24 protein-coding genes are annotated in these 25421 nt (G+C 68.3%); 9 read left to right on the top strand and 15 right to left on the bottom strand.

All coding sequences use genetic code 11. From position 1 onward, the window contains the following. Positions 1-33: 33 nt before the first annotated feature. Genes A3ES_RS0107740 through A3ES_RS0107725 form a run of 4 tightly spaced genes read right to left on the bottom strand, consistent with a single transcriptional unit; the run spans position 34 to position 3515 of the window. Positions 34-438 carry a universal stress protein gene (locus tag A3ES_RS0107740; RefSeq protein WP_337587764.1) on the bottom strand — a complete coding sequence of 135 codons (405 nt, stop codon included), beginning with the start codon at positions 436-438 and terminating at the stop codon, positions 34-36. Positions 439-457: 19 nt separating this feature from the next. Next, on the bottom strand, positions 458-2029 hold the full coding sequence (locus A3ES_RS0107735) for a tripartite tricarboxylate transporter permease (RefSeq protein ID WP_020386222.1): 1572 nt from the start codon (positions 2027-2029) through the stop codon (positions 458-460). After that, entirely contained in the window at positions 2026-2523 is a 498-nt protein-coding gene (locus A3ES_RS0107730) for a tripartite tricarboxylate transporter TctB family protein (RefSeq protein ID WP_020386221.1), read from the bottom strand. The genes A3ES_RS0107735 and A3ES_RS0107730 overlap by 4 nt, the downstream gene beginning before the upstream one ends. After that, the gene (locus tag A3ES_RS0107725; RefSeq protein ID WP_020386220.1) at positions 2520-3515 is read right to left on the bottom strand and encodes a Bug family tripartite tricarboxylate transporter substrate binding protein; all 996 of its coding nucleotides are present in this window, start codon (positions 3513-3515) and stop codon (positions 2520-2522) included. The genes A3ES_RS0107730 and A3ES_RS0107725 overlap by 4 nt, the downstream gene beginning before the upstream one ends. A gap of 127 nt (positions 3516-3642) precedes the next feature. Here A3ES_RS0107725 and A3ES_RS0107720 point away from each other — a divergent pair, with 127 nt between their 5' ends. Genes A3ES_RS0107720 through A3ES_RS0107710 form a run of 3 tightly spaced genes read left to right on the top strand, consistent with a single transcriptional unit; the run spans position 3643 to position 6645 of the window. Next, positions 3643-4422 carry an IclR family transcriptional regulator gene (locus A3ES_RS0107720; protein ID WP_020386219.1) on the top strand — a complete coding sequence of 260 codons (780 nt, stop codon included), beginning with the start codon at positions 3643-3645 and terminating at the stop codon, positions 4420-4422. Beyond that, positions 4412-5806: a CaiB/BaiF CoA transferase family protein gene (locus A3ES_RS0107715; protein WP_020386218.1), complete on the top strand. Its 1395-nt coding sequence runs from the start codon at positions 4412-4414 to the stop codon at positions 5804-5806. Before A3ES_RS0107720 ends, A3ES_RS0107715 begins: the two co-directional genes overlap by 11 nt. After that, positions 5803-6645 (top strand): citryl-CoA lyase, encoded by an 843-nt coding sequence (locus A3ES_RS0107710; protein ID WP_020386217.1) that lies wholly within the window; start codon positions 5803-5805, stop codon positions 6643-6645. Before A3ES_RS0107715 ends, A3ES_RS0107710 begins: the two co-directional genes overlap by 4 nt. A gap of 314 nt (positions 6646-6959) precedes the next feature. Here A3ES_RS0107710 and A3ES_RS0107705 read toward each other — a convergent pair whose 3' ends face one another. The 3 genes from A3ES_RS0107705 to A3ES_RS0107695 all read right to left on the bottom strand — a co-directional run bounded on the left by A3ES_RS0107705 (position 6960) and on the right by A3ES_RS0107695 (position 10374). Beyond that, complete coding sequence (locus A3ES_RS0107705) at positions 6960-8579, bottom strand: AMP-binding protein (RefSeq protein ID WP_020386216.1); 1620 nt, start codon at positions 8577-8579, stop codon at positions 6960-6962. 61 nt (positions 8580-8640) lie between these two features. Continuing rightward, on the bottom strand, positions 8641-9525 hold the full coding sequence (locus A3ES_RS0107700; RefSeq protein ID WP_020386215.1) for an SDR family NAD(P)-dependent oxidoreductase: 885 nt from the start codon (positions 9523-9525) through the stop codon (positions 8641-8643). A 9-nt stretch (positions 9526-9534) separates the two neighbouring features. Next, positions 9535-10374 (bottom strand): alpha/beta fold hydrolase, encoded by an 840-nt coding sequence (locus tag A3ES_RS0107695; protein ID WP_020386214.1) that lies wholly within the window; start codon positions 10372-10374, stop codon positions 9535-9537. Between the two features lie 121 nt (positions 10375-10495). On the opposite strand from A3ES_RS0107695, the gene A3ES_RS0107690 reads away from it, so the two are divergent. Beyond that, on the top strand, positions 10496-11623 hold the full coding sequence (locus tag A3ES_RS0107690; RefSeq protein ID WP_026162647.1) for a M24 family metallopeptidase: 1128 nt from the start codon (positions 10496-10498) through the stop codon (positions 11621-11623). A gap of 19 nt (positions 11624-11642) precedes the next feature. Here A3ES_RS0107690 and A3ES_RS0107685 read toward each other — a convergent pair whose 3' ends face one another. Then, on the bottom strand, positions 11643-12617 hold the full coding sequence (locus A3ES_RS0107685) for a GlxA family transcriptional regulator (RefSeq protein WP_020386212.1): 975 nt from the start codon (positions 12615-12617) through the stop codon (positions 11643-11645). A 70-nt stretch (positions 12618-12687) separates the two neighbouring features. On the opposite strand from A3ES_RS0107685, the gene A3ES_RS0107680 reads away from it, so the two are divergent. From A3ES_RS0107680 to A3ES_RS0107670, 3 genes are all read left to right on the top strand, one after another. Beyond that, positions 12688-13959 (top strand): MFS transporter, encoded by a 1272-nt coding sequence (locus A3ES_RS0107680; protein ID WP_237744880.1) that lies wholly within the window; start codon positions 12688-12690, stop codon positions 13957-13959. Positions 13960-14010: 51 nt separating this feature from the next. Further along, positions 14011-14490 carry a redox-sensitive transcriptional activator SoxR gene (soxR, locus tag A3ES_RS0107675; protein ID WP_020386210.1) on the top strand — a complete coding sequence of 160 codons (480 nt, stop codon included), beginning with the start codon at positions 14011-14013 and terminating at the stop codon, positions 14488-14490. Between the two features lie 783 nt (positions 14491-15273). Beyond that, the gene (locus tag A3ES_RS0107670; protein WP_020386209.1) at positions 15274-17388 is read left to right on the top strand and encodes a RecQ family ATP-dependent DNA helicase; all 2115 of its coding nucleotides are present in this window, start codon (positions 15274-15276) and stop codon (positions 17386-17388) included. A gap of 7 nt (positions 17389-17395) precedes the next feature. On the opposite strand, the gene A3ES_RS0107665 is transcribed toward A3ES_RS0107670, so the two are convergent. The 7 genes from A3ES_RS0107665 to A3ES_RS0107635 all read right to left on the bottom strand — a co-directional run bounded on the left by A3ES_RS0107665 (position 17396) and on the right by A3ES_RS0107635 (position 23723). Further along, positions 17396-18199, bottom strand: coding sequence for an ArsR/SmtB family transcription factor (locus A3ES_RS0107665; protein ID WP_020386208.1), 804 nt, complete (start codon positions 18197-18199; stop codon positions 17396-17398). 123 nt (positions 18200-18322) lie between these two features. After that, on the bottom strand, positions 18323-18997 hold the full coding sequence (locus A3ES_RS0107660; RefSeq protein ID WP_040454194.1) for a response regulator: 675 nt from the start codon (positions 18995-18997) through the stop codon (positions 18323-18325). Beyond that, positions 18990-20189, bottom strand: coding sequence for a sensor histidine kinase (locus A3ES_RS51075; RefSeq protein WP_157630380.1), 1200 nt, complete (start codon positions 20187-20189; stop codon positions 18990-18992). The genes A3ES_RS0107660 and A3ES_RS51075 overlap by 8 nt, the downstream gene beginning before the upstream one ends. Next, a complete protein-coding gene (locus A3ES_RS0107650; RefSeq protein WP_020386205.1) occupies positions 20141-20713 on the bottom strand; it encodes a hypothetical protein in 573 nt (190 codons plus the stop codon). Before A3ES_RS0107650 ends, A3ES_RS51075 begins: the two co-directional genes overlap by 49 nt. Positions 20714-20716: 3 nt before the next feature. After that, positions 20717-21838, bottom strand: coding sequence for a hypothetical protein (locus A3ES_RS46535; RefSeq protein ID WP_020386204.1), 1122 nt, complete (start codon positions 21836-21838; stop codon positions 20717-20719). A gap of 11 nt (positions 21839-21849) precedes the next feature. Then, positions 21850-22290: a FixH family protein gene (locus A3ES_RS51070; RefSeq protein WP_020386203.1), complete on the bottom strand. Its 441-nt coding sequence runs from the start codon at positions 22288-22290 to the stop codon at positions 21850-21852. After that, positions 22287-23723, bottom strand: coding sequence for a hypothetical protein (locus tag A3ES_RS0107635; protein ID WP_020386202.1), 1437 nt, complete (start codon positions 23721-23723; stop codon positions 22287-22289). Before A3ES_RS0107635 ends, A3ES_RS51070 begins: the two co-directional genes overlap by 4 nt. 127 nt (positions 23724-23850) lie before the next feature. On the opposite strand from A3ES_RS0107635, the gene A3ES_RS0107630 reads away from it, so the two are divergent. Both A3ES_RS0107630 and A3ES_RS0107625 read left to right on the top strand, forming a co-directional pair. Continuing rightward, positions 23851-24654 carry a GNAT family N-acetyltransferase gene (locus A3ES_RS0107630; RefSeq protein WP_020386201.1) on the top strand — a complete coding sequence of 268 codons (804 nt, stop codon included), beginning with the start codon at positions 23851-23853 and terminating at the stop codon, positions 24652-24654. A gap of 12 nt (positions 24655-24666) precedes the next feature. After that, the gene (locus A3ES_RS0107625; RefSeq protein ID WP_020386200.1) at positions 24667-25419 is read left to right on the top strand and encodes an SDR family oxidoreductase; all 753 of its coding nucleotides are present in this window, start codon (positions 24667-24669) and stop codon (positions 25417-25419) included. Positions 25420-25421 lie beyond the last annotated feature (2 nt).

The raw sequence follows: 25421 nt of genomic DNA, 5'->3' as shown, positions 1-25421 counted from the left end.
GGCTGAAGCCAACCGCTCACGCGGTTTATCGGGTCAGTCGTCGCGGGAGCTGGGGACTTTGACGGCCAGGACGGGGACAGGGGACTCGAGGAGGACGCGTTGGGCGGTGCTGCCGAGGATTAGTTTGCCGACTGGGCTGCGGCGGCGCAGACCGAGGACGATGAGCTTGACCTCGTTCTGCTCGGCCGCGCGGAGCAGTTCGGCGGCGACGTCGCCGCTGCCGACCGCCTGCTGGATCGTCACCTCGACGCCGCGCTCGCGCAGCCGGGCCTCGGCTGCGTCGAGCTCGGCCTGGTTCGCGTAGCGGGAGTCGATGTAGGCGTCGCCGCGGCTCGTGTTGAGCAGCAGGACGGAGGCTCCGCGCAGCTCGGCTTCGGCGGCAGCGGCCTCGAGTGCGGCCTCGCCTTCGGGCGTCGGAACGTAGCCCACCAGAATCATCACGAGGCCCACTCTCTCATCAGTCGTCCTCACCGAAAGTCAGCCGGTCGCGACTCGCCTGGGTGCCGCGGATTCGTGCGACGATCCGGGGCAGGTAGGGAACGAACAGCGCGAGCACGGTCAAGATGATGATGATCAGGCTGAGCGGCCGGGTGAAGAACACGCTGGCGTCGCCGTTGGAGATCACCAGCGACCGGCGGAACTGCTCTTCCATCGTCGGCCCGAGGATGACGCCGAGGATCACCGGGGCGATCGGGAAGTCGAGCTTGCGCATGAAGAACCCGACCACGCCGATCAGCAACGCCATCAGGACCTCGTACCCCGAACCCGACAGCGAGTAGACGCCGAGGCACGCGAACACCAGGATCCCGGCGTACAGGAGTGGGCGGGGCACCTTCAGTACCTGGACCCAGATCTGGATCAGCGGCAGGTTCATGATCAGCAAGATCAGGTTCCCGATGTAGAGAGACGCGATCAGCGTCCAGACGAGAGTGCCCTGGTCCTCGAAGAGTTGCGGACCGGGCTGCACGTTGAAGATCTGGAACGCCGCGAGCATCACCGCTGCCGTTGCTGACGTGGGCAGGCCCAGTGTCAGCAGCGGCACGAGCACGCCGGAGAAGGACGCGTTGTTCGCCGCCTCCGGACCTGCGACGCCTTCGATCGCGCCGTCACCGAACTCGTCCGGGTGCTTCCGCCCGGCCTTGCGAGCCCGCCGCCGCTCGATCGTGTACGAGAGGAACGTCGGTACTTCGGCCCCGCCCGACGGGATCGCCCCGAACGGGAAGCCGAGCGCGGTACCCCGCAACCAGGGCGCCCACGAGCGCTTCCAGTCGTTCTTGCTGAGGTACCCGGTCCGCAGCCGCCCCTTCTCCAGTACTGCGGGCCGATCCGGCGTACTGCGCAACTTCGATGCCACGTGCAACGTTTCGCCGATCGCGAAGAGACCCACGATCACGATCACCACGTCGACGCCATCGAGCAGCCGCAACGTGCCGAACGTGTAGCGCTGGGCGCCGGACAAACTGTCCAGGCCGATCAACCCGATGAACAGGCCGACCGTCAACGAGAGCAGCCCTCGGACGAGTGAGTGGCCGACGAGCGCGGTCACGGCGACCATCGCGAGCAACGTGATCGCGAAGTAGTCGGTGGACTGGAACTGGCTGGCCAGGTTGCCGATCGGCTTGGCGACGAAGGTCAGCAGCACGGTCGAGATGGTGCCCGCGACGAACGAACCGATCGCGGCCGTCGCGAGGGCGGCCCGCGCCCGCCCCTTGAGCGCCATCTTGTGGCCCTCGATCGCGGTCGCCACCGAAGCGGACTCGCCAGGCGTGTTGATCAGGATCGAGGTGGTCGACCCGCCGTACATGGCGCCGTAGTAGATCCCGGCGAACATGATGAAGGCACCAATCGGGTCCGAGAAGTTGAAGGTGATCGGCAGCAGCAGCGCGATCGTCAGCGCCGGGCCGATGCCGGGAAGGATGCCGACGAGCATGCCGAGCGTCACGCCGAGAACCGCCCAGAGCAGGTTCATCGGGTCGAGCACGGTGCCGAACCCGTGCATGAGATCGCCGAAGACGGCTTGGGTGATCACAGGCCCAGCACCCCCTCAGGCAAGGAGATGTCGAGGAACTGCGTGAACGCGATGTAGACGATGGCCGTGATGACGACGGCGACGATGAGATCGCGCGCGACCTGCCGGCTCCCGAGCACTCGCGCCGCGACGAAGAACAGCAACGCCGTCGCGATCAGATAGCCGAGCGGCACGACGAGGAACGCGTACAACACCAGCAGAGCCGAGATGGCGACCGGCTCGAACCAGCTCCGGTCGCCCTTGTCCGCAGTACGGGGAGAGCGCAATCCCTCAACCAGGTAACCGATCGACAACAGCAACCACGCTGACGTGACCAGCAGCGGAAAGAACCGCGGCCCCGCCGGATCAAACCCCTTCGGACTACGAATATCAAACACGCCCACCAGGAACGTGCCGCTCAACACCACCAGAACAACGGCCGCAATAACCCGCACCAGCCGGGACGCCTCAACCTCAACCTCAGATGCCTTCACTGGTTCGTCGGTTGTGCTCATACGATTCCGAGCTCCTTCAGCAGGGCCTCGACTCTGGTGGTCTCGTCGGCGATGAACTTCTTGGCGTCGTCGCCGGTTGTGAAGAATTCGGTCCAGCCTTGTTTCTTGCGGATCTCCGCCCACTCGGGGGAGCTGTTCGCCTTGCTGATGAAGTCGATCAGGCGTTGGCGATCCGCTTCCGGGATGTCGGGTGGTGCCACGATGGCGCGCCAGTTCAGTACTTCGGCGTCGTAGCCCTCGGACTTCAGCGTCGGTAGCTGTTTGCCGCCGACCGTCATCGGTTCGCTGCCGGTGGTCGCGAGTACGCGCATCTTGCCGGCCGTGATCTGCTCCTCGAACTCGCTCAGCCCGGAGATGCCGACCGTGACATCGCCGGACAGGATCGCGGCTGTCGCTTCGCCGCCGCCGGAGTACGAGATGTACTTGACCTTCGACGGGTCGGCACCCGCGGCCTTCACCAGGGTGCCCGCGGTGATGTGGTCGGTGCCGCCGATGGTGCCGCCGCCCCAGCTGACCGACGTCGGCTCGGCCTGGTACTTGTCGACCAAGTCCTTGAGGGACTTGATCGGTGAGTCGGCCTTGACGACGAGGACTTCCTGCTCGGCCGTGAGGGTGGCGATCGGGGTGGTGTCGGAGATCGTGATCTTCGACTGGTTCAGGGTCAACGCGCCGACCATCACCAGGCCGGTGATCATCAGCGTGTGCGGGTCCTTGCGGTTCTTGGTGACCAGCTTGGAGATGCCAACGGCGCCACCGGCGCCGGTCACGTTGACGACCGACAACGAGCGGCCGGGGAGGAAGTCGTCCTCCTGGATGACGTGCTGCAGTTGGCGTGCGGTCAGATCCCAGCCACCGCCGGGGGCGGCCGGGACCATGATCTCGACGTTGCGGGACGGGAAGTCGCCGGCGACGCTGCCGCCTTCCAGGGCCGAGCAGCCGCTGAGCAGCAGGCTGACGGTCACCCCGGCGGCGATGATCACGGAGCGTGGCACTTGGGTACCTCCTTGGAAAGGCCTGGGGAGACCGTAGCAATATTCCACTAGGAGGTACAGAGATTCCATTCTGCGGACCCGCGGGTTATCGTCGGGAGGTCGGGCTGGCAGCGGAAGGGGTGCGGGGATGGATGTGGACGGGGAGTTGCCCGGGGTGCGCAGCGTGCATCGGGCGCTGGATCTGCTCGAGCGCTTCGACGACGAACACCCGCACTGGACACTGGCCGAACTGACCGTCGCGAGCGGGCTGCCGAAGACGACCGTACTGCGGCTGGTGACGACTCTGGAGCAGCGCGGGCTGGTCGCTTCGACCGGTCCGGGGCGCTATGCGATCGGGCCGGGATTCCTGCGCTGGTCGCGGTTGAGCAGCGCGGGGATGGAGGTTCCGCCGGTGGTCCGGTCGGCGTTGAACAAGCTCGCCACGGACACCGGCGAGACGGCCAACCTCTACATCCGGGTCGGGCGGACGCGCGTGTGTCTCGCTCAGGCCCAAGGCACGCTGAGCATTCGGCACACCATCGCGCTGGGCTCTGCGCTGCCGTTGTGGGGTGGCGCCGCGTCGCGGGTGTTGCTGAGTGATCCACCGGTTCTCGAGTCGGAGCCATCGGTGATCGACGCCGTGGCGGGTGAGTCGCCGCATGGTGCTGACTTCGCCAAGCAGTTGCGCCTTGCCGCAGTACGGGCGGGGGAGCGGGGTTATGCCGTGACCCACGGAGAGCGCGAACTCGGCGCCTCTGGGGTCTCCGCGCCGGTACTCCGATCCGATGGGCGGGTGGTCGCTGCTGTCGGGGTCGGTGGGCCGACGACGCGCTTCAACGATGAGCGTCTGCCCGGATACGTCGCCGCCGTACGCCGATGTGCCGCGACCATCACGTCGAGCGGGTGGAGCGGTTTCAGTGCATCCTGATCTGCTGGCCGGCGTGCGGGTGCTCGATCTGACGAACGTGCTCGCCGGTCCGTTCGCCGGGTATCAACTGGCGCTGATGGGCGCTGACGTGATCAAGGTCGAAGTACCGGGGTCGGGTGATCTGGCGCGCAATCTCGGCGCCGATCCTGTGCTGAGCAAGGCCGGGTTGGGGATCTCGTTCCTGGCGCAGAACGCGGGGAAGCGCTCTCTGACGCTGGATCTGAAATCGGCCGCCAGTAAGGAGGTTTTCGAGCGGCTGGTTCGGGATGCCGATGTCCTGCTGGAGAACTTCCGCCCGGGTGTGCTCGAGCGACTCGGCTTCTCCTGGGAGGTGCTGCAGGCGCTCAACCCGGGGCTGGTGTATTGCGCGGTCTCTGGCTTCGGGCAGACCGGACCGATGCGCGGGCGACCGGCGTACGACCAGATCATTCAGGGGCTGTCCGGCATCATGAGCGTGACCGGGATGCCGGAGACCGCGCCGACGCGGACGGGCTTCCCGATCGCCGACACCCTCGGTGGCTACGCGGCTGCCTTCGCGATCTCGGCGGCGCTGGTGAAGCGCTCTCGCACCGGCGCCGGAAGCTTTCTCGATGTCTCGATGCTGGAGACTGCGATCGCGGCGATGGGCTGGGTTGTGTCCGACTTCGTCATCGGCGGCCGCGAACCGCTTGCCATGGGCAACGAGAATGTCACCTCGGCTCCGTCGGGCACGTTCGAGACGGCGTCGGGTGCGCTGAACATCGCGGCCAACAAGCAGGAACAGTACGTCGAGCTCTGTGTCGTGCTCGGTCGGCCCGAGTTGATCGACGATGCGCGGTTCGCCACGCGGGAAGCGCGCAAGCAGCATCGGTCTGAACTCAAGCAGGAGTTGGAGAAGACGCTCAGAGAGCGCTCTGCCGCCGAGTGGGACGAACTGCTCGCGGACAGCGGAGTCCCGGTCGCACCGGTGCTGACCGTCGAGCAGGCGCTGTCCCTGGAGCAGGTGGCGGAACGCGGCCTGCTCCACGAAGTCACCATGCCGCCGCCAGCGCCTACGGCGCCGGCGGCGGTGGAGAGGGAGGGCGTGCGCGGCCGGGCCTGTGCGGAGGGTGCTGCTGGTGGTGGGAGTGCAGGGGATGGGGATGGCCTGTGCGGCGCGGGGGATGGGGATGGCGTGCGCGGCGGGGGTAGCGCCGGGGACAAAGACGGCGGGGGCAGTGCGGAGGGTGGAGTCGGTGGGGAGCGTTCTCTGCGGGTGGTGGGGAGCAGTGTTCATGTTGATGGCGCGTCGGTTGGGCCCAAGGTGCGGCCGCCGGGGTTGAGTGAGCACACTGACGAGATTCTCGCGGAGCTCGGCTACAGCGCCGGCGAGATCGCCGCCCTTCACGACCAGGGAGCCGTATGACCGACAAGGCCCAAGAAGCGGCGGACTGGTGGTCGACCTCGATCACCGACATCCAGCCCGGCTCGATCCGTCTGCGCGGCTACGCGATCGAGGACCTCATCGGCGGCGTCAACTTCCCGCAGATGGTGTGGTTGATGGTCTCCGGTGACCTACCCACCGAGGACGAAGCCAAGCTTCTCGAACTCACCCTCGTCGCAGCCGTCGACCACGGCCCGCATGCGCCTTCGATCGCCGCCGCCCGGATGGCAGCCTCCTGCGGCCTCGCCCTCAACAACGCGATGGCGACCGGCGTGAATCTCCTCGGTGACGTCCACGGCGGCGCCGGCCAGCAATGCATGGAGGTCCTCCACGAGCTGAAGACTGCGGTCGATGCGGGCGAGTCGCCAACCGCGGCAGCCCGCGCGCTCGTCACGGACTACAAGGCGCGGAAGGCGTTCATCCCCGGCTTCGGCCACCGGTTCCACCCGGTCGACCCGCGGCGCGATCCGCTGATGCACGCGATCGAGCGTGCCGCGCGCGACGGCATCGTCGAGGGCTATTACCTGGAGGTCGCCCTGGCGCTGGAGTCGGTACTGGCCGAGGGGTCGAAGCCGATCCCGATGAACGTCGACGGCGCCACCGCGACCATCTACGCCGAACTCGGCCTGGCTCCCGAGCTGGCCCGCGGTCTCTTCGTCCTGTCGCGATCGGTCGGCCTGCTCGCCCACGCCCGCGAACAGCAACTGGATCCCACCCGGATCAAAGGCCCGCTGCCGAGGAGCATCCCCGCGACGTACACCGGCGTGCCGCCCCGCGCCGTACCGCCGCGCCCAGAGCCGCCGCGCCCGGGGCCGTGCTGAAGATTCACCGGTTCCGGGCGGGCACCGATGGAGAATGACCAGATGCCGGCCGACAAGACCACCATCGACTAGCCGGTTCCCAACCGCCCGCGCGAGCCCGACCGGCCGACCGGCCGACCGGCCGACCGTCCGGTCGGCCGACCGTCCGGTCGGCCGACCGTCCGGTCGGCCGACCGGACCAAAGCACCTGATCATTCGCCCCCTTTTGACCCTCGCCGCCGACCCCGCGACACCGGACTTTGTCCACAGAGGGTCAAGAGGGGGCGAATGATCAGAGGAGTTCGGTTGCCGAGGTAGGCGTCGTGGTGGGGGAGTCAGGGGTTGGTGAGTTTGGAGCGGAGGACTTTTCCGGTGGCGTTGCGGGGGAGGTCCTGCACCAGGACTATCTTGCGTGGGGTCTTGTAGCGGGCGAGGTTGGTGCGGACGTGCTCGATCAGCTCGTCCTCGGTGACTGTGCCTGGAGCAGGGCCGGCCGGTACTACGTATGCGACCAGCCGCTGACCGAATTCCTCGTCCGGTACGCCGACCACCACTGCCTCGACGACGCCCGGGTGGCTCATCAAGCAGTCCTCGACCTCGACCGGGTACACGTTTTCGCCACCCGACACGATCATGTCGTCCTCGCGGCCGTCGACGAACAGGCGGCCGGCCGCGTCGAGGTGCCCGAGGTCGCCGGTGCTCATCCGGCCATCGACCGTGGTCTTGCTGCTGCCGTCCGAGTAGCCGCCGAAGACGAGGCCGCCGCCCGCGAAGATTCGGCCGGTGACACCGGTCGCGACGGGTTGGTCGTCATCACCAAGGATCCGAACCGAGGATCCGAGACAAGGCCGCCCGACGGTGCCAGGTGCCGCGATCAGGTCAGCGGAGGTGGCGATGGTCGCGATGCCGATCTCGCTGGACCCGTAGGCATCGCAAAGCACCGGACCGAACTGGGCGATGAACCGCTCCGCCAACGCAGGCCCCAACGCGGAGGCACCGGAGATCACCGCCCGGAGCGAGCGCAGCTCGTGGTCGGCAATCGCGGCCGGACCGACATCGAGCAACCGCTGCAACATGACCGGTACTGCGACGATCGAGCCGGCGCGATGGGTGTCGACCGAGGCGAGCACTGCCGCCGCGTCGTACCAGCGGGCCAGCACCAGTGGCGAGCCGAGGAACAGCGCGAGCATCGAGTTGAGCAACCCCAGGCCGTGGAACAGCGGCGGGCAGATCACCATTGGCTCGCCGGCCCGCAAGCCGATCCGGTTGAGCGTGCTCGCGGTCAGCCCGGCCAGTCCCCACGCGGTCGGCGCGCGCGGCGCCGCCTTCGGAGCGCCCGTGGTCCCCGACGTGAGAATCGTGATGTGCCCGGGTTTGTCAGGCAGCGGCGCCTCCGGATCCTCACTCTCGGCCAGCTGATCAAGCGTCACCGCACCACCGTCCGCGTCCGGCCAAGCAATCACAGCGGGGATCTCTCCGGCTGCCTCAGCGAACTCGGAGTCATGGATCAGCAAGTCTGGTCGATGTCGCTCCAGCACGGCCTTGAGCTGGGGCAGAGCGAACTCGGTGTTGACGAACAGCACATCAGCTCCGAGCCGTGAAGCCGCCAGCGTCGCCTCCAGGAACCCTCGGTGGTTCCGGCACAGCACCGCGACCTTGCTCCCGGCAACAATCCCGTACTGCGCATGCAACCCGGCCGCTTCACGCGAACACCGCCGATCCAGGTCTTGGTACGTGATCGTGCCGCGCTCGTCGATCACCGCCGGCTGGTCGGGGAACCGAATCGCGGCGATCGCACCGAGCGCTGCCATCGACTGACCCCACTGCCGCAGCGCACGCTCGATCGGAACCAGGTGGGTCGGCCGCGCGGAGCGCCAGACGCCCGACTTGATCAATGCGACGGAAACTCCGCTGACCTCACCGGCGGCATGCACCAGCCACTCGGGCGGTCGCATCGGCCCGATCGGTCGTGGTCTCAGCCGCCGTGGCCTCATCGGCCGGCTTCCGCCGCGGTCATCACTGGTCATCCTTGCGCGGCCGGTTCGTCATCCGGTAGTACTGCTCGAACAGCCGGTCGGTCGGCACCCGGAAAAGGTTGCCCAAGGCATCGGCCGGCCGGACCAGTGGTGGCGTGATGTTGTGCGGTTTGCCGGCCACTGCCGCACAGACCTGATCGGCGGCCTGCTCCGGGCTCAACCCGGGCATCCGGGTCAGCTCTGGCGTCGGCGAACTCATCCGGGTGTGGACCAGCCCCATGTAGACCGTCGAGGTCGTCACCCCGTCGTCGCGTACCTCTTGCGAGACACACCTCAACCACATGTCGAAGGCGGTCTTCGATGCCAGGTACGCCGACCAGCGCGCCAGCGGCGGAGTCCGCACTCCGGCCGTCGACACGTTCACGATGTGCCCGGAGCCGCGCTCGCGCATCGACGGCAGCAGCTCGAGAACGAGCTTGGCCGGGCCGAGGTAGTTCACCGAGTTCGTCCGCTCGATGTCGTGGAACCGCTGGTAGGAGTCCGCGATGGACCGCCGGATCGACTTGCCCGCGTTGCTGACCAGCACGTCGACGTGCCCGTGCTCGGCCAGCACCTTCGCGACGACAGCTTCGATCGAGTCCGGCTCGGCCAGGTTCGCCGGGTAGGTGAACGCCTTCCCGCCGTCGGCCCGGATCTCCTCGGCGACGATCTCCAGCTGATCGGCGGTCCGCGCCAGCAACAGCACCGTCGCACCGGCCCGCGCCAGCCGCTTGGCCGTCGCCTCGCCGATCCCGTACGACGAACCCGTCACCAGTACGACCTTGCCGCGCACCAAAGCGGCCAGCCGGTCGTCAGGAATCCTGGTCCGCCCGTTGGTCAACGCGACGAGTAGTGGCCAGCCGATCGGGCGCTTCCCAGTCTCCATACCTCGACATTACCGGCTGGTAGCCGCACTGGGCAGAGTTTCTGGGGAGTCTCGTCCGGTCTCCCGGGCGATCCGCGTGAGCCAGTCGCCGATCAGCGCCGCGAGCAGCGCGGGTTGCTCGAGCTGGAGGTTGTGCCCGGCACGGTCCAGTACGACGTACGAGGCGCGCGGGTAATGCGGGAGCAGCGGGTACTGATCCTCGAAGCCGGTGCTCGAATCCTGCCGGCCGCAGAGGATCAGGGAGGGTCTGGTGTAGGTCGGACCACTCTCCGGCGCGATCGTGAGCGCCCAGTTCTTGCGGATCCTGGCCATCGCCTCGACATCTGCCGCGTTCAGGCCCGGCTCGATGTCCTCCTGGTACTGCCGGAGGATCTCCGCCGTCTGCAGCACGGCGATCCCGGTGAAGTCTTCGACCTGCTCTGGCGTCAGGGTCGCGATCACGGCTGGATCGGACTCCAGCACGACGTGGTCGGGCACGGTCCGGTCGGCATGATCCAGGGCCTGCCCGATCGGGCAGATCAGTCCGAGGCCGAGGATCTGGTCCGGCCGCTCGGCGACCAGGCCGCGGGCCAGATAGCCGCCGTACGATTCACCGATCAGGACGAAGGGCTCCGCACCGATCTCGGCATCGATGTACTCCCGGAGGGCGGCCATGATGCCGTCCGAGCTGTCGATCGTTCCGGCTGGGCTCTGGCCCATCCCTGGCAGGTCCGGGTAGAGCCGTCGGTACCCGGGGCGGGCCGCGAAGATCGGCTCGAGGCAGCCGGTCATCAGGCGGTGATCGGGAGTCCAGCCGTGCAACGCGAGCACCGGAGTGCCCTCGCCGTGAGTGACGTGGTGGAGCGTCATCGTGGTGCCCTTTCGCAGTGCCGATCCAGCAGGGCACAGTTCTAACAAGTGCCTCGGACAGTTTCTGATTCCTTCCCCACCCCACCACCCCGGTCTCTGAAACTGACCTAGAGTCGGACCCATGTCACGTCGATCCTCGCACCAGCCAGCGCCCGATTCCGCCGTACTGCGTGCCCGGTTGGCGCGCGCCAAGGAAGCCGCCGCCGGTACCGGCCTGCTGATCGCGCCGGGCTCCGACCTGCGCTTTCTGCTCGGCCGCGAAGGCGGTTCGTTCGAGCGCCTGACCACCCTCGTCATCCCCGCCGACGGCCCGCCTGCGCTGGTGGTGCCCAAGCTCGAAGCGCCCGGATTCGCCGACGTACCGACCAGCGAGCTCGGCATCGAGGTGCTCACCTGGGCCGACGGCGACGACCCGTACGCCGTGGCCGCCGAGCGGCTCGGCAAACCCGATCGCGTCGCGGTCAGCGACTTCACCCCGGCGCTGCACGTGCTCGCGCTGCGGGCGGCCTTGCCTGCGGCCGAGCAGGTACTCGCCGGACCGATCCTGCGGGAGCTGCGGATGCGCAAGGACGCGGCAGAGGTCGATGCCCTGCGCAAGGCGGGGGCCGCGATCGACCGGGTGCACGCGCGCGTCGGAGAGTGGCTGCGGGCCGGGCGGACTGAGGCGGAGGTCGGCGCGGATATCGCCGCGGCCATCGTCGAGGAGGGACATACGGAAGCGGCCTTCGTGATCGTCGCCAGTGGCCCGAACGGTGCCAGTCCGCATCACTCGTTGTCGGACCGCGTGATCGAGTCAGGCGACGTGGTGGTGGTCGACATCGGCGGCCCGATCGCCGAGGGCTACAACTCGGACTCCACCAGGACGTACGCCGTCGGGGAACCGCGCGACGCCGACGTGGCGGTGACGTACGAGGTACTGCGATTGGCCCAGCAGGCAGCGGTCGACGCCGTGCGGCCAGGCGTCAGCGCGGAGTCGATCGACGCGGCGGCGCGCGAGGTGATCGCGGCTGCAGGCTTCGGTGAGTTCTTTATCCACAGGACCGGACACGGGATCGGCCTCGACGTGCACGAAGAGCCGTACATTGTTGGCGGGAACGAGCTGATTCTCGAGCCAGGCATGGCGTTCAGCATCGAACCGGGCATCTACCAGCCGGGCCGCTGGGGTGCCCGGATCGAGGACATCGTCGTCGTCACCGAGGACGGAGTGGAGTCGCTCAACCAGCGTCCGCACGAGCTGGCCATTGTTTGATGATTCAGTGTCTGATGCTTCAGGCGCTGCGGAAGGTTTTGCGATAGGCAAGGGGAGGGATGCCGACCTCGCTGCGGAGATGGTGGCGCAGCGAGGCGGCCGTGCCGAGGCCGGACGCTTCGGCGACGCGATCGATCGAGAGGCCGGTCGTCTCCAGCAGGTGACAAGCGTGCCGGACGCGTTGCTGCAGGAGCCAGTTGCCGGGTGACTGGCCGGTCTCTGCTTTGAAGCGGCGGCTGAAGGTCCGGACGCTCATTCTGGACCGCGCGGCCATCGCGCCGAGGGTGATCTCCTGCTCCAGGCGTTCGAGCGCCCAGGCCCGCGTTGGTGCGGTGCCCTCGGTGCCTTCGTCCGGCACGACCCGTTCGATGAACTGTGACTGCCCACCGTCGCGCCACGGCGGTACTACGCAGTGCCGGGCCGCGCGGTTGGCGACCTCGCTGCCGAAGTCGCGGCGGATCAGGTGCAGGCAGAGGTCCACGCCGGCCGCGAGCCCGGCCGAGGTGATGATGTCACCATCGTCGATGAAGAGCAGGTCTTCGTCGAGCTGGACCTTCGGGTAGAGCGCGCGGAACATGTCGGCACGCTTCCAGTGTGTCGTCGCCGGCCGGCCGTCGAGCAGTCCGGCCGCGGCGAGCACGAAGGCGCCGGTGCAGATCGACGCGATCCTGGTGCCCGGCCGGATCGTGGCGAGTGCCGCGGCCAGGTCGTCCGGCAGCTTACCTTCGTACCGCGGCTGCTTGATGTACGTCCCCGGGATGATCACCGTGTCGGCCTCCGCGAGTGCCTCCACGCCGTGGTCGGGGATCAAGCTGAACCCCAGGCCGGCCCGGATCGGGGCTGTCTGCAGTCCACAGATCCGTACGTCGTACAGACGTGTGCCGTCCGCTGTGGTCGCTTCGCCGAGCACGGTCGGCGGGATGGTGAGGTCGAAGCCGACGACGGGCTCCAGGGCCAGCACCGCGACCCGGTGTGGGGTGATTTGGTGAGCCATGGCCACATCTTGACACATGGTGGCGGTCTGGCCACTGTTTCGTCGGCAGGAGCTCCGGCAAACTCGCCTGGTGACACAGATTCTGGAGAAGAAGACGGTCCGCTGGCATCGCGCCTGGCCCGTCGCTGCCGTCGGTTTCATCACCTTGATCGGCGCGGCGGGCTTCCGGTCCGTACCGAGCGTGCTGATCGATCCGCTGCACGAGGAGTTCGGCTGGTCGCACGCGACGATCTCGTCGGCGGTGTCGATCAACCTGCTGCTGTACGGCCTGATCTCGCCGTTCGCGGCGGCGCTGATGGACCGTCTCGGACTGCGCAAAGTCGTCGGCGGCGCGCTGGTCCTGATCGCGCTCGGCAGCGGTCTCACCGTCTTCATGGACTCGGCCTGGGAGCTGCTGCTCTGCTGGGGGCTGCTCGTCGGCGTCGGCACCGGGTCGATGTCGATGACGTTCGTCGCAACGATCACTGGACGCTGGTTCGTGGAGCGCCGTGGACTGGTCACCGGCATCCTGACCGCCGCCGGCGCGACTGGGCAGCTGATCTTCTTGCCGTTGATCGCTCGGCTGGCGACGTCGTACGGGTGGCGGGTGCCGGCGCTGGTTGCGGCTGGCGCCGCGCTGGCCGTAGTACCGCTGGTGCTGCTGTTCCTGCGCGACTACCCCAGTGATGTCGGGCTCAGGGCTTATGGCGCTCCCGAGGGGAGTACTGCGGGACAGCGGGTCGAGGCGACCGGCAACAGCGCAGTACGGGCTCTGACTGCGTTGTGGTCGGCAATGCATCAGCCTGTGTTCTGGTTGCTGGCCGGGGGATTCGCGATCTGTGGTGCGTCCACGAACGGGTTGATTGGCACGCACTTCGTGACGGCCGCGCACGACCACGGGATGCCGCCGACGACTGCGGCGTCGCTGCTTGCTCTGGTAGGGATCTTCGACGTGGCGGGCACGATCCTGTCGGGATGGCTGACGGATCGCTGGGATCCGCGGTACCTGCTGATCGCGTACTACTCGCTGCGGGGGCTGTCACTGCTTGTACTGCCCTCGCTGCTCGGCCCGACCGCGGAGCCGAGCGTCTGGGTGTTCATCATCTTCTACGGGCTCGACTGGGTGGCGACGGTGCCGCCGACGGTGGCGCTGTGCCGGGAGTGGTTCGGAGTGGATGGGCCGATCGTGTTCGGTTGGGTCTTCGCTTCCCACCAAATCGGCGCTGCGATTGCGGCCACCGGCGCCGGAGTGATCCGGGATGCCCAGGGGAGTTACAACCTGGCCTGGTACCTCGCGGGTGGACTGTGCGCGGGCGCTGCGTTGATGTCGGCGAGTATCGGGCGCCGGGTCCCTGTGGCGTGAATCCTTCGGCTAGCCTCGACATTAGTTGAGGTTCGAGCGGGAGGACGACGAGTGGACATCGAACCGGGCGAACTGACGGTCGGGCAACTGGCCGAGCGCAGCGGGGTGGCGATCTCGGCGCTGCACTTCTACGAGCGGCAGAACCTGATCATCAGCCGCCGTACGTCGGGCAACCAGCGCCGGTACAAGCGCGACACCCTGCGCCGGGTAGCGATGATCCGGATCGCGCAGCGGGTCGGCATCCCGCTCGGCGAGGTGGCCGCGATCCTCGCCCTGCTGCCGGACAACCGGACGCCGACCAGACAGGACTGGGAACACATCTCGCAGTGCTGGCAGACCGAGCTCGACCGGCGGATCGTGCAACTGGAGCAGCTCCGCGACGACTTCAAGGACTGCGTCGGCTGCGGCTGCCTCTCCCTCGACCGCTGCGGCCTAGCCAACCCGTACGACGTCCTCGCAACCAAAGGCCCCGGCCCCCAACGCCTGGTAGACCCCGCCGGCAACCCCTGCCACCCGGGCAACTGCCGCTAACCCGGCACCCACCCTGCGCCACCCACACACACACCCACCCACTTCCGCACCGCCCGCGCTCGCAATGTGCGTACTCCGCATCTCCTCCGTGGGGTTCGCCCCTCCTGCAGGGGTTAGCCCCCTGTTCTGACAATGGGCGAAGCCCCACAAGAGGGGCGAAGTACACGCTCTGGGGTGCCTCGACCACGAGTTCGGCTGGCGTCGCGGCTGTGCGTGCTTCGCGTCTCGGCCGTGGGGTTAGCTCCTCCTTGTGGGGTTCGCCCCCTGTTTTGACAAAGGGCGAAGCCCCGTAGGAGGGGCGAAGTACACGCTGGGGTGCCTCGGCCACGAGTTTGGCTGGCGTCGCGGCTGTGCGTGCTTCGCGTCTCGGCCGTGGGGTTGGCTCCTCCTTGTGGGGTTCGCCTGTTGGTGGGGCAGGGGGCGAAGCCCCGCACGAAGGGCGAAGCCCCGCACGAAGGGCGAAGCCCCGCACGAAGGGCGAAGCCCCGCACGAAGGGCGAAGCCCCGCACGAAGGGCGAAGCCCGGCACGAAGGGCGAAGCCCGGCACGAAGGGCGAAGCCCGGCACGAAGGGCGAAGCCCGGCACGAAGGGCGAAGCCCGGCACGAAGGGCGAAGCCCCGTACGAAGGGCGAAGCCCGGCATGAGGGGTGAACCCCTACGGCGGCGGAGCGGAGTGCACGGTGGGGGGATTGCTGAACTGCGCGGGGTGGGAGGGGTGAGTTGTCCACAGGTTGTGTGTGGGGGCGAACGGAGTGGGGGTGCTGGCGACTAGGGTCGTTGGTATGGGTGACATCGAGCTTTCGGATGATCGGGCGACGACTGCCGCGGGAGTGATTCGCGCGATCGCCGGCGATGGCGCGCGGCTGCGGGGCGACCAGGAGACTGCGGTCGCGGCGCTGTGCGAGCCGAATGCGCGAGTGCTGGTTGTCCAGGCGACCGGCTGGGGCAAGTCGGCTGTCTACTGGGCGGCGACTGCGATTCGTAGATCCGAAGGCGCCGGGCCGACGTTGGTGGTCTCACCCTTGCTGTCGTTGATGCGCGACCAGGTGGCCGCCGCCGCCCGGGCCGGTCTGCGGGCGGCGACACTGAACTCGTCGAATGTCGATGCCTGGTCAGGGATCGAGAGCGACTTGCGCTCGGGCGCGATCGACGTACTACTGGTGTCCCCGGAGCGGCTGGCCAACCCGGGCTTCGGCCGGCGAGTGCTGGATGGACTGGCCGGGCAGATCGGTCTGCTGGTGATCGACGAGGCGCATGCCGTCTCGGACTGGGGTCACGACTTCCGGCCGGACTACCGTCGCGTGTCCGACGTACTGCAGAAGCTCAACCCACAGACGCCCGTGCTCGCGACGACCGCGACGGCGAACGCGCGAGTGACCGATGACGTGGCGCACCAGCTGGGCGAGTCCACGCTGGTACTGCGTGGTCCGCTGGCCCGGTCGAGTCTGCAGCTGTCCGTGGTCGACGCGTTGTCGCCGTTGGACCGATTCGCTTGGGTGGTCGACCAGCTGCCGAAGTTGCCGGGCTCGGGCATCGTCTACACGTTGACTGTGTCTGATGCGCAGCGGCTGGCCGCGGCGATTCAAGAGGTTCATGGCGCGGCGGTCCCAGTCGCGGCGTACACGGGTGGTCTAGAGGCGGGGGAGCGCGAGCGGCTCGAGGACGCCCTGCGGGGCAACGAGTTGAAGGCATTGGTCGCGACGTCGGCTCTCGGGATGGGATACGACAAGCCTGACCTCGGATTCGTCGTGCACGTCGGCTCGCCGCCGTCGCCGGTGTCGTACTACCAGCAGGTCGGTCGTGCCGGGCGTGGCATCGACCATGCGGTGGTGGCCCTGCTGCCGTCCGATGCGGATGCCGGCGTGTGGGACTACTTCGCCACCGCCACGATCCCGGTGCCTGACCAGGTGAACCGGTTGCTGCGCGGGCTGGAGGCCTACGGCCCGGACGAGCCGGCGACCGTGCCATCGCTGGAGGCGGAGACCGGTCTGCGTCGGGGCCGCGTCGAGCTGATGCTCAAGCAGCTCGCGGTCGACGGTGCCGTCGAGCGAGTGGAGCGCGGCTGGGTGCGAACCGCCACGGACTGGAGCTTCGACGCGGCCCACTACGACGGCATCGTCGCGGTACGGCGGCGCGAGGCCGACATCATGCGCGCTTACACCCGCGGCGAACGTTGCCTCATGCAACTTCTCCAGGAGTCTCTGGACGACCCGTCCGCCGAGCGGTGCGGCCGGTGCTCGGTCTGCCTGGGCCTGTTGCCCGATCCGTTGACCGCGAGGCCCGATCCGGAAACCGTGCAGGCGATCACGCGGTTGCTGCGTGGAGAGACCCATGTCCTGGAGCCCCGCAAGATGTGGCCGGGCGGCGCCTTCGGTGCGAAGGGCCGCATCCCACCGGGCCTGATGGCCGAGCCGGGCCGCAGCATCGTCTATGCGGACGCACCTGAGTGGCGCGAGGTCATCCGGTCGGTGTTCAGCTCCGATCCGGACCCAGCCGCCCTCGACACCTTGAAGGTGGGGTGCGTCGCCGCGCTCTCCCGCTGGCGCGACGCGTGGTCTCGCCGCCCCGAGGTCGTGGTGACCCTCCCGGCCGCCGGTCACCGCCAACTGGTGGCCGAGGTGGCCAACCACCTGGCCGAGATCGGCCGGCTGGAGCGAGCCGAGCTGACGGTCGACGGCTCCGCCTTCACCGACGACCTCTCCTCGGCAGAGGAAGCCAAAGTCTGGCGAGAGGGCGTCTCCGTCGACCCGGCGACCGCCCAGGCGATCACCGAACGGTCAGTATTGCTGGTAGTCGACGCGTCGTCTTCCCAGTGGCCGATCACCGTGGCCAGCGCCAAGCTCCGGGAGTCCGGCGCGGCCGCGGTACTGCCACTACTTATCCACCGACGACCCTGACCGCAAGCTAGCTGACCTTCTCGGCTGGGTTCAGCTCTGGGGCGGACTCCGCGAAGGACTTGAGGTCGGAGATCAGGCTGATCCAGCCTTCGCCGACCATTGCGCGGAGCTCGCTGCCGGGCTCGAACCCGGTGTGGATCACGGTCAGCTTCACCTGGTCGCCGGCCGGCTCGAGGTCGAAGCTCGCCCGCGAGAGCGGTTCGGCAGCGGTCTTGGCCTGGATTTCGGGAGTCATCTCGACCGCCTTGGCGAACTCCGGGGTGATGTGGTGCCAGGTGAACGCGAGCCGGCGGTACGGGTCGTACTCGAGCACCTCCTGGCCGGGCCCGGACATGGTGACGTCGCCCATCACCCAGTCGATCGGTGAGCCGACCTTCCAGTCGGTTTCGAACTGCACACCCCAGTACTGCTTGGTGAAAGTGGGGTCGGTGAGTGCCTGCCACAGCCGCTCGGGCGTGGTCTTGATGTAGGTCGTGTAGACGAAGTCGTTGTCGCTCACGGGTTCGGTCTCCAATGCTGTCTTCAGGTCGGCGAACAACTGCACCCGCCGGCGGTCGTATTGGTTGATCCAGCGATCGGCGATGGCGTTGATCGGCTCGGCGTTCAGGTGGTGCAACTTCTCCCTGCCGCGCCGGACCGTGGTGACGAGGTTGGCGCCCTCGAGGACGGCCAGGTGCTTGCTGACCGACTGCCGGGCCATGTCGAGCCCCTCGCACAGCTCACTCAGCGTCTGACCGTTGCGCCGGTTCAAGCTGTCCAGCAGCTGCCGGCGACTCGGGTCGGCCAGCGCCCGGAACACCTCGTCATCCATCACCGCTCCGTTCATGCAGCCATTTGGCTACCTAATGACCATAGGCAGCCGATTAGCTGCATGTCAATCCACGTGCCGACGAAGGCGGGGAAAGCTACAGGTGTGGACGAAGGCGGGGGAGAGCTACAGGTGTGGACGAAGGCGGGAGAGCGCGAGAACAGCCTGGATCCGGTCCGGCAGGCCGAGCTTGGCCAGCATGCTGGAGACGTGGACCTTGACGGTGTAGCGGCTGATGGTGAGCCGTTCGGCAATCTGCTGGTTGGACAGGCCGGTGGCGACCAGATCGAAGACCTCGCGCTCGCGGCCGGTCAGGTTGGTGATCGCGGTGAGCAGGACCCGGTCGGCCTCGTCGGGCAGGTCGGGGCGGAGCGCCTCGATCATCCGGGCCGTTGCCTCGGGCGCCAGTACAGAGTTGCCGGCAGCAACGATGCGGATGCCGTCACGGAGCCGCTCGCTCGGTGCGTCCTTCAGCAGGAAACCGCTGGCGCCGGCCTGCAGCGCGGCGTACACGTAGCTGTCGAGGTCGTAGGTGGTCAGGATCAGGATGCGCGTCCGGGGGTGGCCGCGGACGATCCGCCTGGTCGCCTCGATGCCGTCGAGGACCGGCATCCGGATATCCATCAGGACGACGTCCGGCGAATGTCGCGCGACAGCCTCCAGGGCCTCTGCGCCGTTTCCCGCCAGCCCGACGACGGTCAGGTCCGGCGCCACGTCGACCAGCCGGCTCAGTGCCTCGCGCAAGAGCTGCTCGTCGTCGCAGACGACGACGCGCACCGTCCGGCCAAAACCCTCAGTCATCCAAGGACCTCGGACGCAGCGGCAGCATGGCGTACACGGTGAATCCGCCGGCTTCCGACGTACCGGCGTGCAGGCTGCCGCCGAGCAGTTCGACCCGTTCCCGCAGCCCGACCAGACCGGTACCATGCACGACCGCACTTCGACGGTTCGACCGTGGCAACTCGTTGGTCACAACGATCTCCAGACTGTCAGCGAGGTAGGTCAACCGGACGGTCGCCGGTACTGCGCCCGCGTGCTTCGCGACGTTGGTCAGTGACTCCTGCACGACCCGGTACGCCGCAAGCTCGATGCTCGTGTCGCCCGGCCGGACCACCCCGTGCCGGTCAACGGTCACGGTCGGCCCGCCGGAGGGAATCTGGGCCACCAGCTCATCCACCTGCTCCAGGCTCGGGGGTGGGCGGAGCTCGTCGGGAGCACTGGTTCGCAGTACGCCGAGAAGCCGGCGGAGCTCGGCCAGGGAGTCGCGGCCGGTGTCGGCGACCCGGTGCAGCGTCTCCCGGGCGTCGGCCTCAGTCCCAGTCTCCGCGCCCGCTTCGGCATCAAGCACCATCCCGGTGACGGAGTGGTTGAGGATGTCGTGCAGCTCGCGAGCCAGGAGAGCGCGCTCCCGGTCCGCGGCGCGTTGCTCTGCGGCGGCACGTTCCTCGGCGAGCCGGTCGGTCTGCTCGCTGAGCTCGCTGATCCGCCCGCGCTGAGTGGCCTCGAAGCGGCCGCTGACCCAGAAGGCGAGGAACCCGGCGCCTAGGATCGCCCCGATCGAGAGAGCGTGCCCAGGTGCGAAAAGGCCGACATACAAGGCGAAGGCCAGTCCGAGAGAGAGCGCTGTCTTGCGTTCCCACCGGTTGCCCCAGGCGGCCGCGTAGTACCCGGAGATGATCACGCCGAAGCCGAGCAGCTCCGCACCCAGGGCGAGTCCCGCCAGGTCGATCAGGATGACGGCCAGCACGGTCGGTACGGGCTGACGCCGGCCCCAGCTGAGCGCCAGGCTCTGGGCGATCCCCGAGCCGAGGCCGACCCAGCCATTGCCGTCCGTGCTCTGGAACAGCGTCACCGCGATCAGCAGCGGGAGGGAGGCGGTCACCAGGTGGTTGCCCTGGTCCACCGGCAGGATGCCCGCCCGGATTCGCGCGGCGAGGCGTTGGATCAGGCCCATGTCCAGGTCTCGCGCCGGCGCCCTGGCCTGGTCCTCCACCACAGATAACCCCCGATCGGTACGACGGCCGCCAGTGGCAGCAGGGCTACCGACCAGGCTAGTGCGCCAGGCGGTCCAGGCCGTTCGCCCACAGGGATCTCGAGTACGCCGGTACCGCGCCCGTCGGGCCCGTCGAGGGTGAACTCGAACCGCCAGGTCCCGGGGGCAGTCAAGGCCACGATGTCGAAGCCCCAGCTGGCCAGGTCGCGCGGGTGGCGAGCGAGGTCCGTGCCCTCCGAGGTCGACTGAGCCTGCGGCTGGAACACCTTGCCGGCCGGTGAGAGCGGGCGGACCGTGCCCGTCATCGAGGTGATGCCGTTGGCCGGCTCGAACAGGAAGTCGAGTGAACGGTCGGCTCGCAGAGGCCATTCGCTGAAGGAGGTCCGCAGCGTGTAGGGACCGACCTGGATCACCTCGGAGTGCACCACGGCAACAGGCTTCGGTGCCGCGGCCGCGGCCGGAGCGGTGGAAACGCCGAAGAGCAGAGCGAGCGCCGCGACGGCCAGAATGGTTGCTTTGGGCATCGGTCAGACCTCCGTGCCGAGTAGGTGGGGAGTGGGCTGGGGCGCCGAGGTACCGGATGGCAGGGTGACGTCTGCGCTGATCTCTCGTCCGAGAGATCCGAGCTGCCAGCCGATCCAGGCCGCCAGCGCTCCGACCAGAGCCGCCGGCGCCAGCGTTGCCGGAGGAGTGTCCAGAACGGGGATCAGTACGTAGCCAAGGGCAACCAAGACACCGGCTGCCGCACCGAGCGCGGGGAGCACCACCTGTGGCCGGTAGTTGCGGGCGGCGGCGTACCGGAAGCCGACCGCGAGGACGAGGGCTGCAACGGGCAGTGCGAAGGGCATGGTGATCGCCATCGCCGGATAGCCCGCCGCGTAGTCGCGCATTCCCAGACCGAGCGCGTCAGCGTAGACGTTGGTCGCCACCGGCCCGAAGTACCACATCACCGCCGTGACGGCCGAGGTGCTGAGCGCGATCCAGGCCACCGCGGACGGGCGCCGCAGCGCACCGGCCACAGCCGTGACGAGCAGGACGCCGAAGGCGACGAGCGCGAGGACGAACATGTTGATGCCTCGGATCGGCGGCGTCGAGTAGGACAGGAAGAGCAGGTTGGGGAGGGCGACAGCGGCCGAGCAGATCAGGCCGATCCGCCCGGCCTGGCTCGAACGCAGCATGACGAACGCCATCACCAGGCCGAAGGTGTCGAACAGCGACATCAGCGCCATCGCGACGTGCGGTGGCGAGGTCGGCGTGACGTCGAAGCCGAAGACCTCGTGCCACCACAGGTCGGTGAGGCCGTAGAGCAGTCCGATGGCGCCCGCGGTCCCGCAGACGAGAAACGGCAGCGGCGCCCGGAACGTCCCGAGCACGGTGAGCGCCGGAGCGCCGTCCACGTACTGCGGACGCTGCGCGGCTCGCGTCCCGAGCAGCACGACGATGAGCGAGGTGATGCCGGAGAGCGCTCCACCGAGGTACATCACCAGATGGGGAGCGGTGAAGAACGTGTCCGGGCCGACGTCGGAATGCCATTGCACGTCCCAGACCAGGCCGAGGCCGCTAAGGGCTGTGCCGGTCAGGAGGAACCAGGCGCCGAGCTGTTCGCGCCTGGGCAGTACACGCGACGAGCTGGCTGAGGTCCGGGTCATGGAAGGTCCTTTCATCGCGTCACGGTGACGGGGAGGGTGATCTGGTCGGGACCGCCGACTGAGGCGACGTGCACGGTCAGGTCCCACTGGCCGGTCATCGGGAACAGCTCGCCGTGGAACCGGTAGCGGCCGGAACCGACGGCCGTCCCGGGGAGCTCCGAGGTCGCATGGCCCATGCTGGGCATCGCTGCCTCGACACTCACGCCGGTGATTCCGGCCGTGTCACCACCGGTCGCGGCGACGGTGAGCTCGAGATCGAGCTGGCCGGTCCGCGGCTCGGCCAGATGCACCTCGACCTGGTGCGCGGCCGAGCCGGCCCTGAGAACGGCTGGTTCGGCGGCCCTGTCCCGGTTGACGAAGAAGATGCCGGCAGCAACCACCGCCGCCAGGGCGAGGCCCGGCACCAGCAGCGTCGTACGGCGGCGTGGCGGTGCTGTGGTTTTGCTGGTCATGGTTGTCCTTTCGACACGGTGACGGTGGTCGGCACGGTGTAGATCCGGAAGCCGCGGGCGTACTGGATCCACACCAGGTAGCGGCCGGCGGCCGGGAAGGTGAAGGTGAAGCGGAGCTCCGGGCCTTCGGCGGCGACGGTCTCGTCAGGCGGTGGCTGGTCCGGCGACCTCGACTGTGCGGCCATCGAGGTCAGTTCGTGGACGTGGCCGAAGAAAGCGCTCTCTGGATCGCGGACGATCAGGTGGCCGGCCATTCCGAGCCACGGCTGGAGATCGGTGGCCGGCCGCCCGTCCGCGGTGACGTGGGCGGCGATCGTGACTGGGCGGCCTGCGACCGGCTTGCCCGGTGAGAGCTGGATAGACCCAGTGCCGTACTCGGGAGCCGACAGCGCCGGGCCGGTGCCGCGCCGAGCCGCTGCGGCACGCCTCGGCTGGCCAGTTGGCGCGCGATCGACGACGAAGGAGCCGGTGACGAGTTGGGCGCCGCTGTCGGCGCGCTCGAACTCGGCGTACAGGAGATGACGACCTGGCGAGCGCATTGTGAGTTGCAGCCGGTACAGGCCAGGGCCGGTCCGAACCGGGTGCACGTGATGGAAGTCCTTGCCTGCCTCGCCGGTGATGACGGTGTGCAGCAGTGCCGCGTGATGGGCGACGAGATCGTCGACCGGTCGCCCGGTGTTGCCGTCGGTCAGCAGCAGGGTGATGGTCACGGGCTTGCCGGTGACTGGCTTCGCAGGCTCGGTCCGCAGCGTGAGGTTGGCATAGGGCCGGCCGCCGGGCGCTGATCCGTCCGTCGGGTCGCCCCGAGCGCTGCCTACCTCAGGCGCACCCTCGGGTGTGGAGGGCGGAAGATCCTTGGAAAGCATCGCGGTCGTCGAGGCGGCCACCAACGCGACCAGGACGAGCAGTGCCTGCGGCACGGCGAACGGCCGCAGTACGCCGATCGTTGTAGAGGCGATTCCCGTCAGGATCAGCAGGCCCGCGACGCCGAAGGCGCCATAGATGAAGAACTCCCAACCCGCGGGCTTCGGCACGAGCACGCGGAAGGGAATCAGTGCCTGCTCTGAGCCGGTCCGAAGTGTCAGCTCGTGTATCCCGGCGGCAGTCACCCGGAGTTGCGCGGACTGAATCCCAGCGTCGGAGAGCGCGATCTCACCCGCCGACAACGCACCCAGCTCGACACTGCGGACGCCGAGCTCCAGAGAGCGCGCTCTCACCGGGGCGTGCGCGATCACGTCCACCAGCAGCGGGCCTGGTACCTCGGGAGTCCGGCGGATGACGACCGTGAGCTCGTTGCCAGCAAACGTCTGCGCGAGCTGCAGGTCCGCAGTCGCGCTGACGCCATGCGCCTGCGCCTGCGCGGCCGGCACCAGCGCGAGAACGAGCATGGCGAGGAGGGCCGACGACCAGCGGACAACCTTCGGAAGGGGCACACCATCGACGCTAGGGATCCGCGAAGACCGCCACCTAGAGCCAGCGGCCTGACCTGCCTAGTGCCCGGGCACTAGTGCGCCGTGTCGGACCAGCAAATCGTCTTGACGGCCCGGCGAGGATGGTGAGGTGGACATCGCCATCACCAGCCTCGGTTACCGGACGGATCTGATGTTGCTCGAGATGAGCGGCAGCGAGCTGACCGACCAGGGGGAGTACGTCGTCGTTCGTACTCCGTCCAACCCGACCTTCTGGTGGGGCAACTACCTGCTGTTCCGTACGCCATTCGCGCCGGGTGACGCCGTGGCGCGAGAGGAGATCTTCCGTCGCGAGTTCCCCGACGCGGCTCATCGCTCAATGGGCCTCGACACGACAGACGGCCTGGCCGGCAGTGAGGACGAGCTCAAGGCGGCCAGTCTCGAGGTCGAGCGCAGCACGGTGATGACGGCGACCGAGGTCCATGAACCGGCCCGGCCGAACGACACCTCGCAGTACCGGTTCCTGACCAGTGACGGCGATTGGGAGCAGCTGGTCGACCTGACGTTGACGTCGGCAACGATGGAGGTCGACGACGGGTATCGCGAGTTCAACCGGCGCCGCGTCGAAGCGGAGCGGGCGCTCTGCGAAGCCGGCGACGCGAAGTGGTTCGGTGCCTTCGACGGGGATCGGCTGCAGGCGTCGCTCGGGCTCGCCTCGGATGGCTCGGGGGTCGCGCGCTTCCAGACCGTGCAGACGCATCCGGACGACCGCGGCCGGGGAATCGCGAGCACGCTCGTGCACCGCGCTTCGCGGTACGGGTTCGATGAGCTCGGGGCGCACACGCTGGTGATGGTCGCCGATCCTGACTATCTCGCGATCCGGATCTATCGCTCGCTGGGGTTCGGCGACAACGAGGTCCAGCTGTTCGTCTCGAGGCCTCCCGCCAAAGCGTGAAAGGCTGGCCTCATGACGAAGCACGAAGATCGGCGGGGAACCGCCTTGGTCACTGGTGGAAGCCGCGGGATCGGCGCGGCGGCAGCGGTTGCGCTGGCGACGGACGGCTGGGATGTCGGAGTCAGCTACCGCACCCGATCGGACGAGGCTGACCAGGTGGTCGCCACGTGCGAGAAGCTCGGCCGGCGGGCGTACGCCGTCCAGGCCGATGTCGCTGAGCCCGACCAGATCGAGCGGCTCTTCGACGCGGTGACCGCCGAGCTCGGGACGATCGGTGCCGTGGTCAACAATGCCGGCATCGTCACGCCATCGGGCCGCGTCGCCGACTACGACCTGGCGCGGCTGGAGCGGGTGTTCCGGATCAACACGATCGGCGCGTTCCTGGTCGCGGGTGCCGCGGTCCGGCGGATGTCGACCGCGTCCGGCGGCAGCGGGGGAGTCATCATCAACGTGTCCTCGCGGGGCGCTGTGCTCGGTTCGGCCAACGAGTACGTCGACTACGCGAGCAGCAAGGCGGCCGTCGACACGATGACGATCGGCCTGGCGAACGAGGTCGCCAAGGAAGGCATCCGGGTGCTCGGCATCAGGCCCGGCCTGATCGAGACCGACATCCACGAGGAGGGCCGGCTCGAGCGGATCGGCGGTACGCCGCCACTGGGTCGCCCGGGCAAGGCGGACGAGGTCGCCGAGCTGATCGTCTTCCTCGCCTCGGAGCGTTCGTCCTACATGACCGGCTCGATGGTCGACGTCGCCGGCGGCCGCTGAAA

Source organism: Kribbella catacumbae DSM 19601, from assembly GCF_000372465.1.
GTDB classification, from domain to species: Bacteria; Actinomycetota; Actinomycetes; order Propionibacteriales; family Kribbellaceae; genus Kribbella; species Kribbella catacumbae.
Note: the sequence above shows the minus strand (reverse complement) of the source record. Positions and strands in the feature narration are given on the sequence as shown.

What these genes read in the sequence shown, in the direction of transcription:
- A3ES_RS46535 (WP_020386204.1), bottom strand. Translation starts at nt 21,838, where the DNA reads ATGACCCGGACCTCAGCCAGCTCGTCGCGTGTACTGCCCAGGCGCGAA.
- A3ES_RS0107695 (WP_020386214.1), bottom strand. Translation starts at nt 10,374, where the DNA reads ATGACGCTCCACCACGTCACTCACGGCGAGGGCACTCCGGTGCTCGCG.
- A3ES_RS0107665 (WP_020386208.1), bottom strand. Translation starts at nt 18,199, where the DNA reads ATGGATGACGAGGTGTTCCGGGCGCTGGCCGACCCGAGTCGCCGGCAG.
- A3ES_RS0107730 (WP_020386221.1), bottom strand. Translation starts at nt 2,523, where the DNA reads ATGAGCACAACCGACGAACCAGTGAAGGCATCTGAGGTTGAGGTTGAG.
- A3ES_RS51070 (WP_020386203.1), bottom strand. Translation starts at nt 22,290, where the DNA reads ATGACCAGCAAAACCACAGCACCGCCACGCCGCCGTACGACGCTGCTG.
- A3ES_RS0107660 (WP_040454194.1), bottom strand. Translation starts at nt 18,997, where the DNA reads ATGACTGAGGGTTTTGGCCGGACGGTGCGCGTCGTCGTCTGCGACGAC.
- A3ES_RS0107670 (WP_020386209.1), top strand. Translation starts at nt 15,274, where the DNA reads ATGGGTGACATCGAGCTTTCGGATGATCGGGCGACGACTGCCGCGGGA.
- A3ES_RS0107740 (WP_337587764.1), bottom strand. Translation starts at nt 438, where the DNA reads ATGATTCTGGTGGGCTACGTTCCGACGCCCGAAGGCGAGGCCGCACTC.
- A3ES_RS0107690 (WP_026162647.1), top strand. Translation starts at nt 10,496, where the DNA reads ATGTCACGTCGATCCTCGCACCAGCCAGCGCCCGATTCCGCCGTACTG.
- A3ES_RS0107685 (WP_020386212.1), bottom strand. Translation starts at nt 12,617, where the DNA reads ATGGCTCACCAAATCACCCCACACCGGGTCGCGGTGCTGGCCCTGGAG.
- A3ES_RS0107705 (WP_020386216.1), bottom strand. Translation starts at nt 8,579, where the DNA reads ATGCGACCGCCCGAGTGGCTGGTGCATGCCGCCGGTGAGGTCAGCGGA.
- A3ES_RS0107720 (WP_020386219.1), top strand. Translation starts at nt 3,643, where the DNA reads ATGGATGTGGACGGGGAGTTGCCCGGGGTGCGCAGCGTGCATCGGGCG.
- A3ES_RS0107650 (WP_020386205.1), bottom strand. Translation starts at nt 20,713, where the DNA reads ATGCCCAAAGCAACCATTCTGGCCGTCGCGGCGCTCGCTCTGCTCTTC.
- A3ES_RS0107625 (WP_020386200.1), top strand. Translation starts at nt 24,667, where the DNA reads ATGACGAAGCACGAAGATCGGCGGGGAACCGCCTTGGTCACTGGTGGA.
- A3ES_RS0107710 (WP_020386217.1), top strand. Translation starts at nt 5,803, where the DNA reads ATGACCGACAAGGCCCAAGAAGCGGCGGACTGGTGGTCGACCTCGATC.
- A3ES_RS0107700 (WP_020386215.1), bottom strand. Translation starts at nt 9,525, where the DNA reads ATGGAGACTGGGAAGCGCCCGATCGGCTGGCCACTACTCGTCGCGTTG.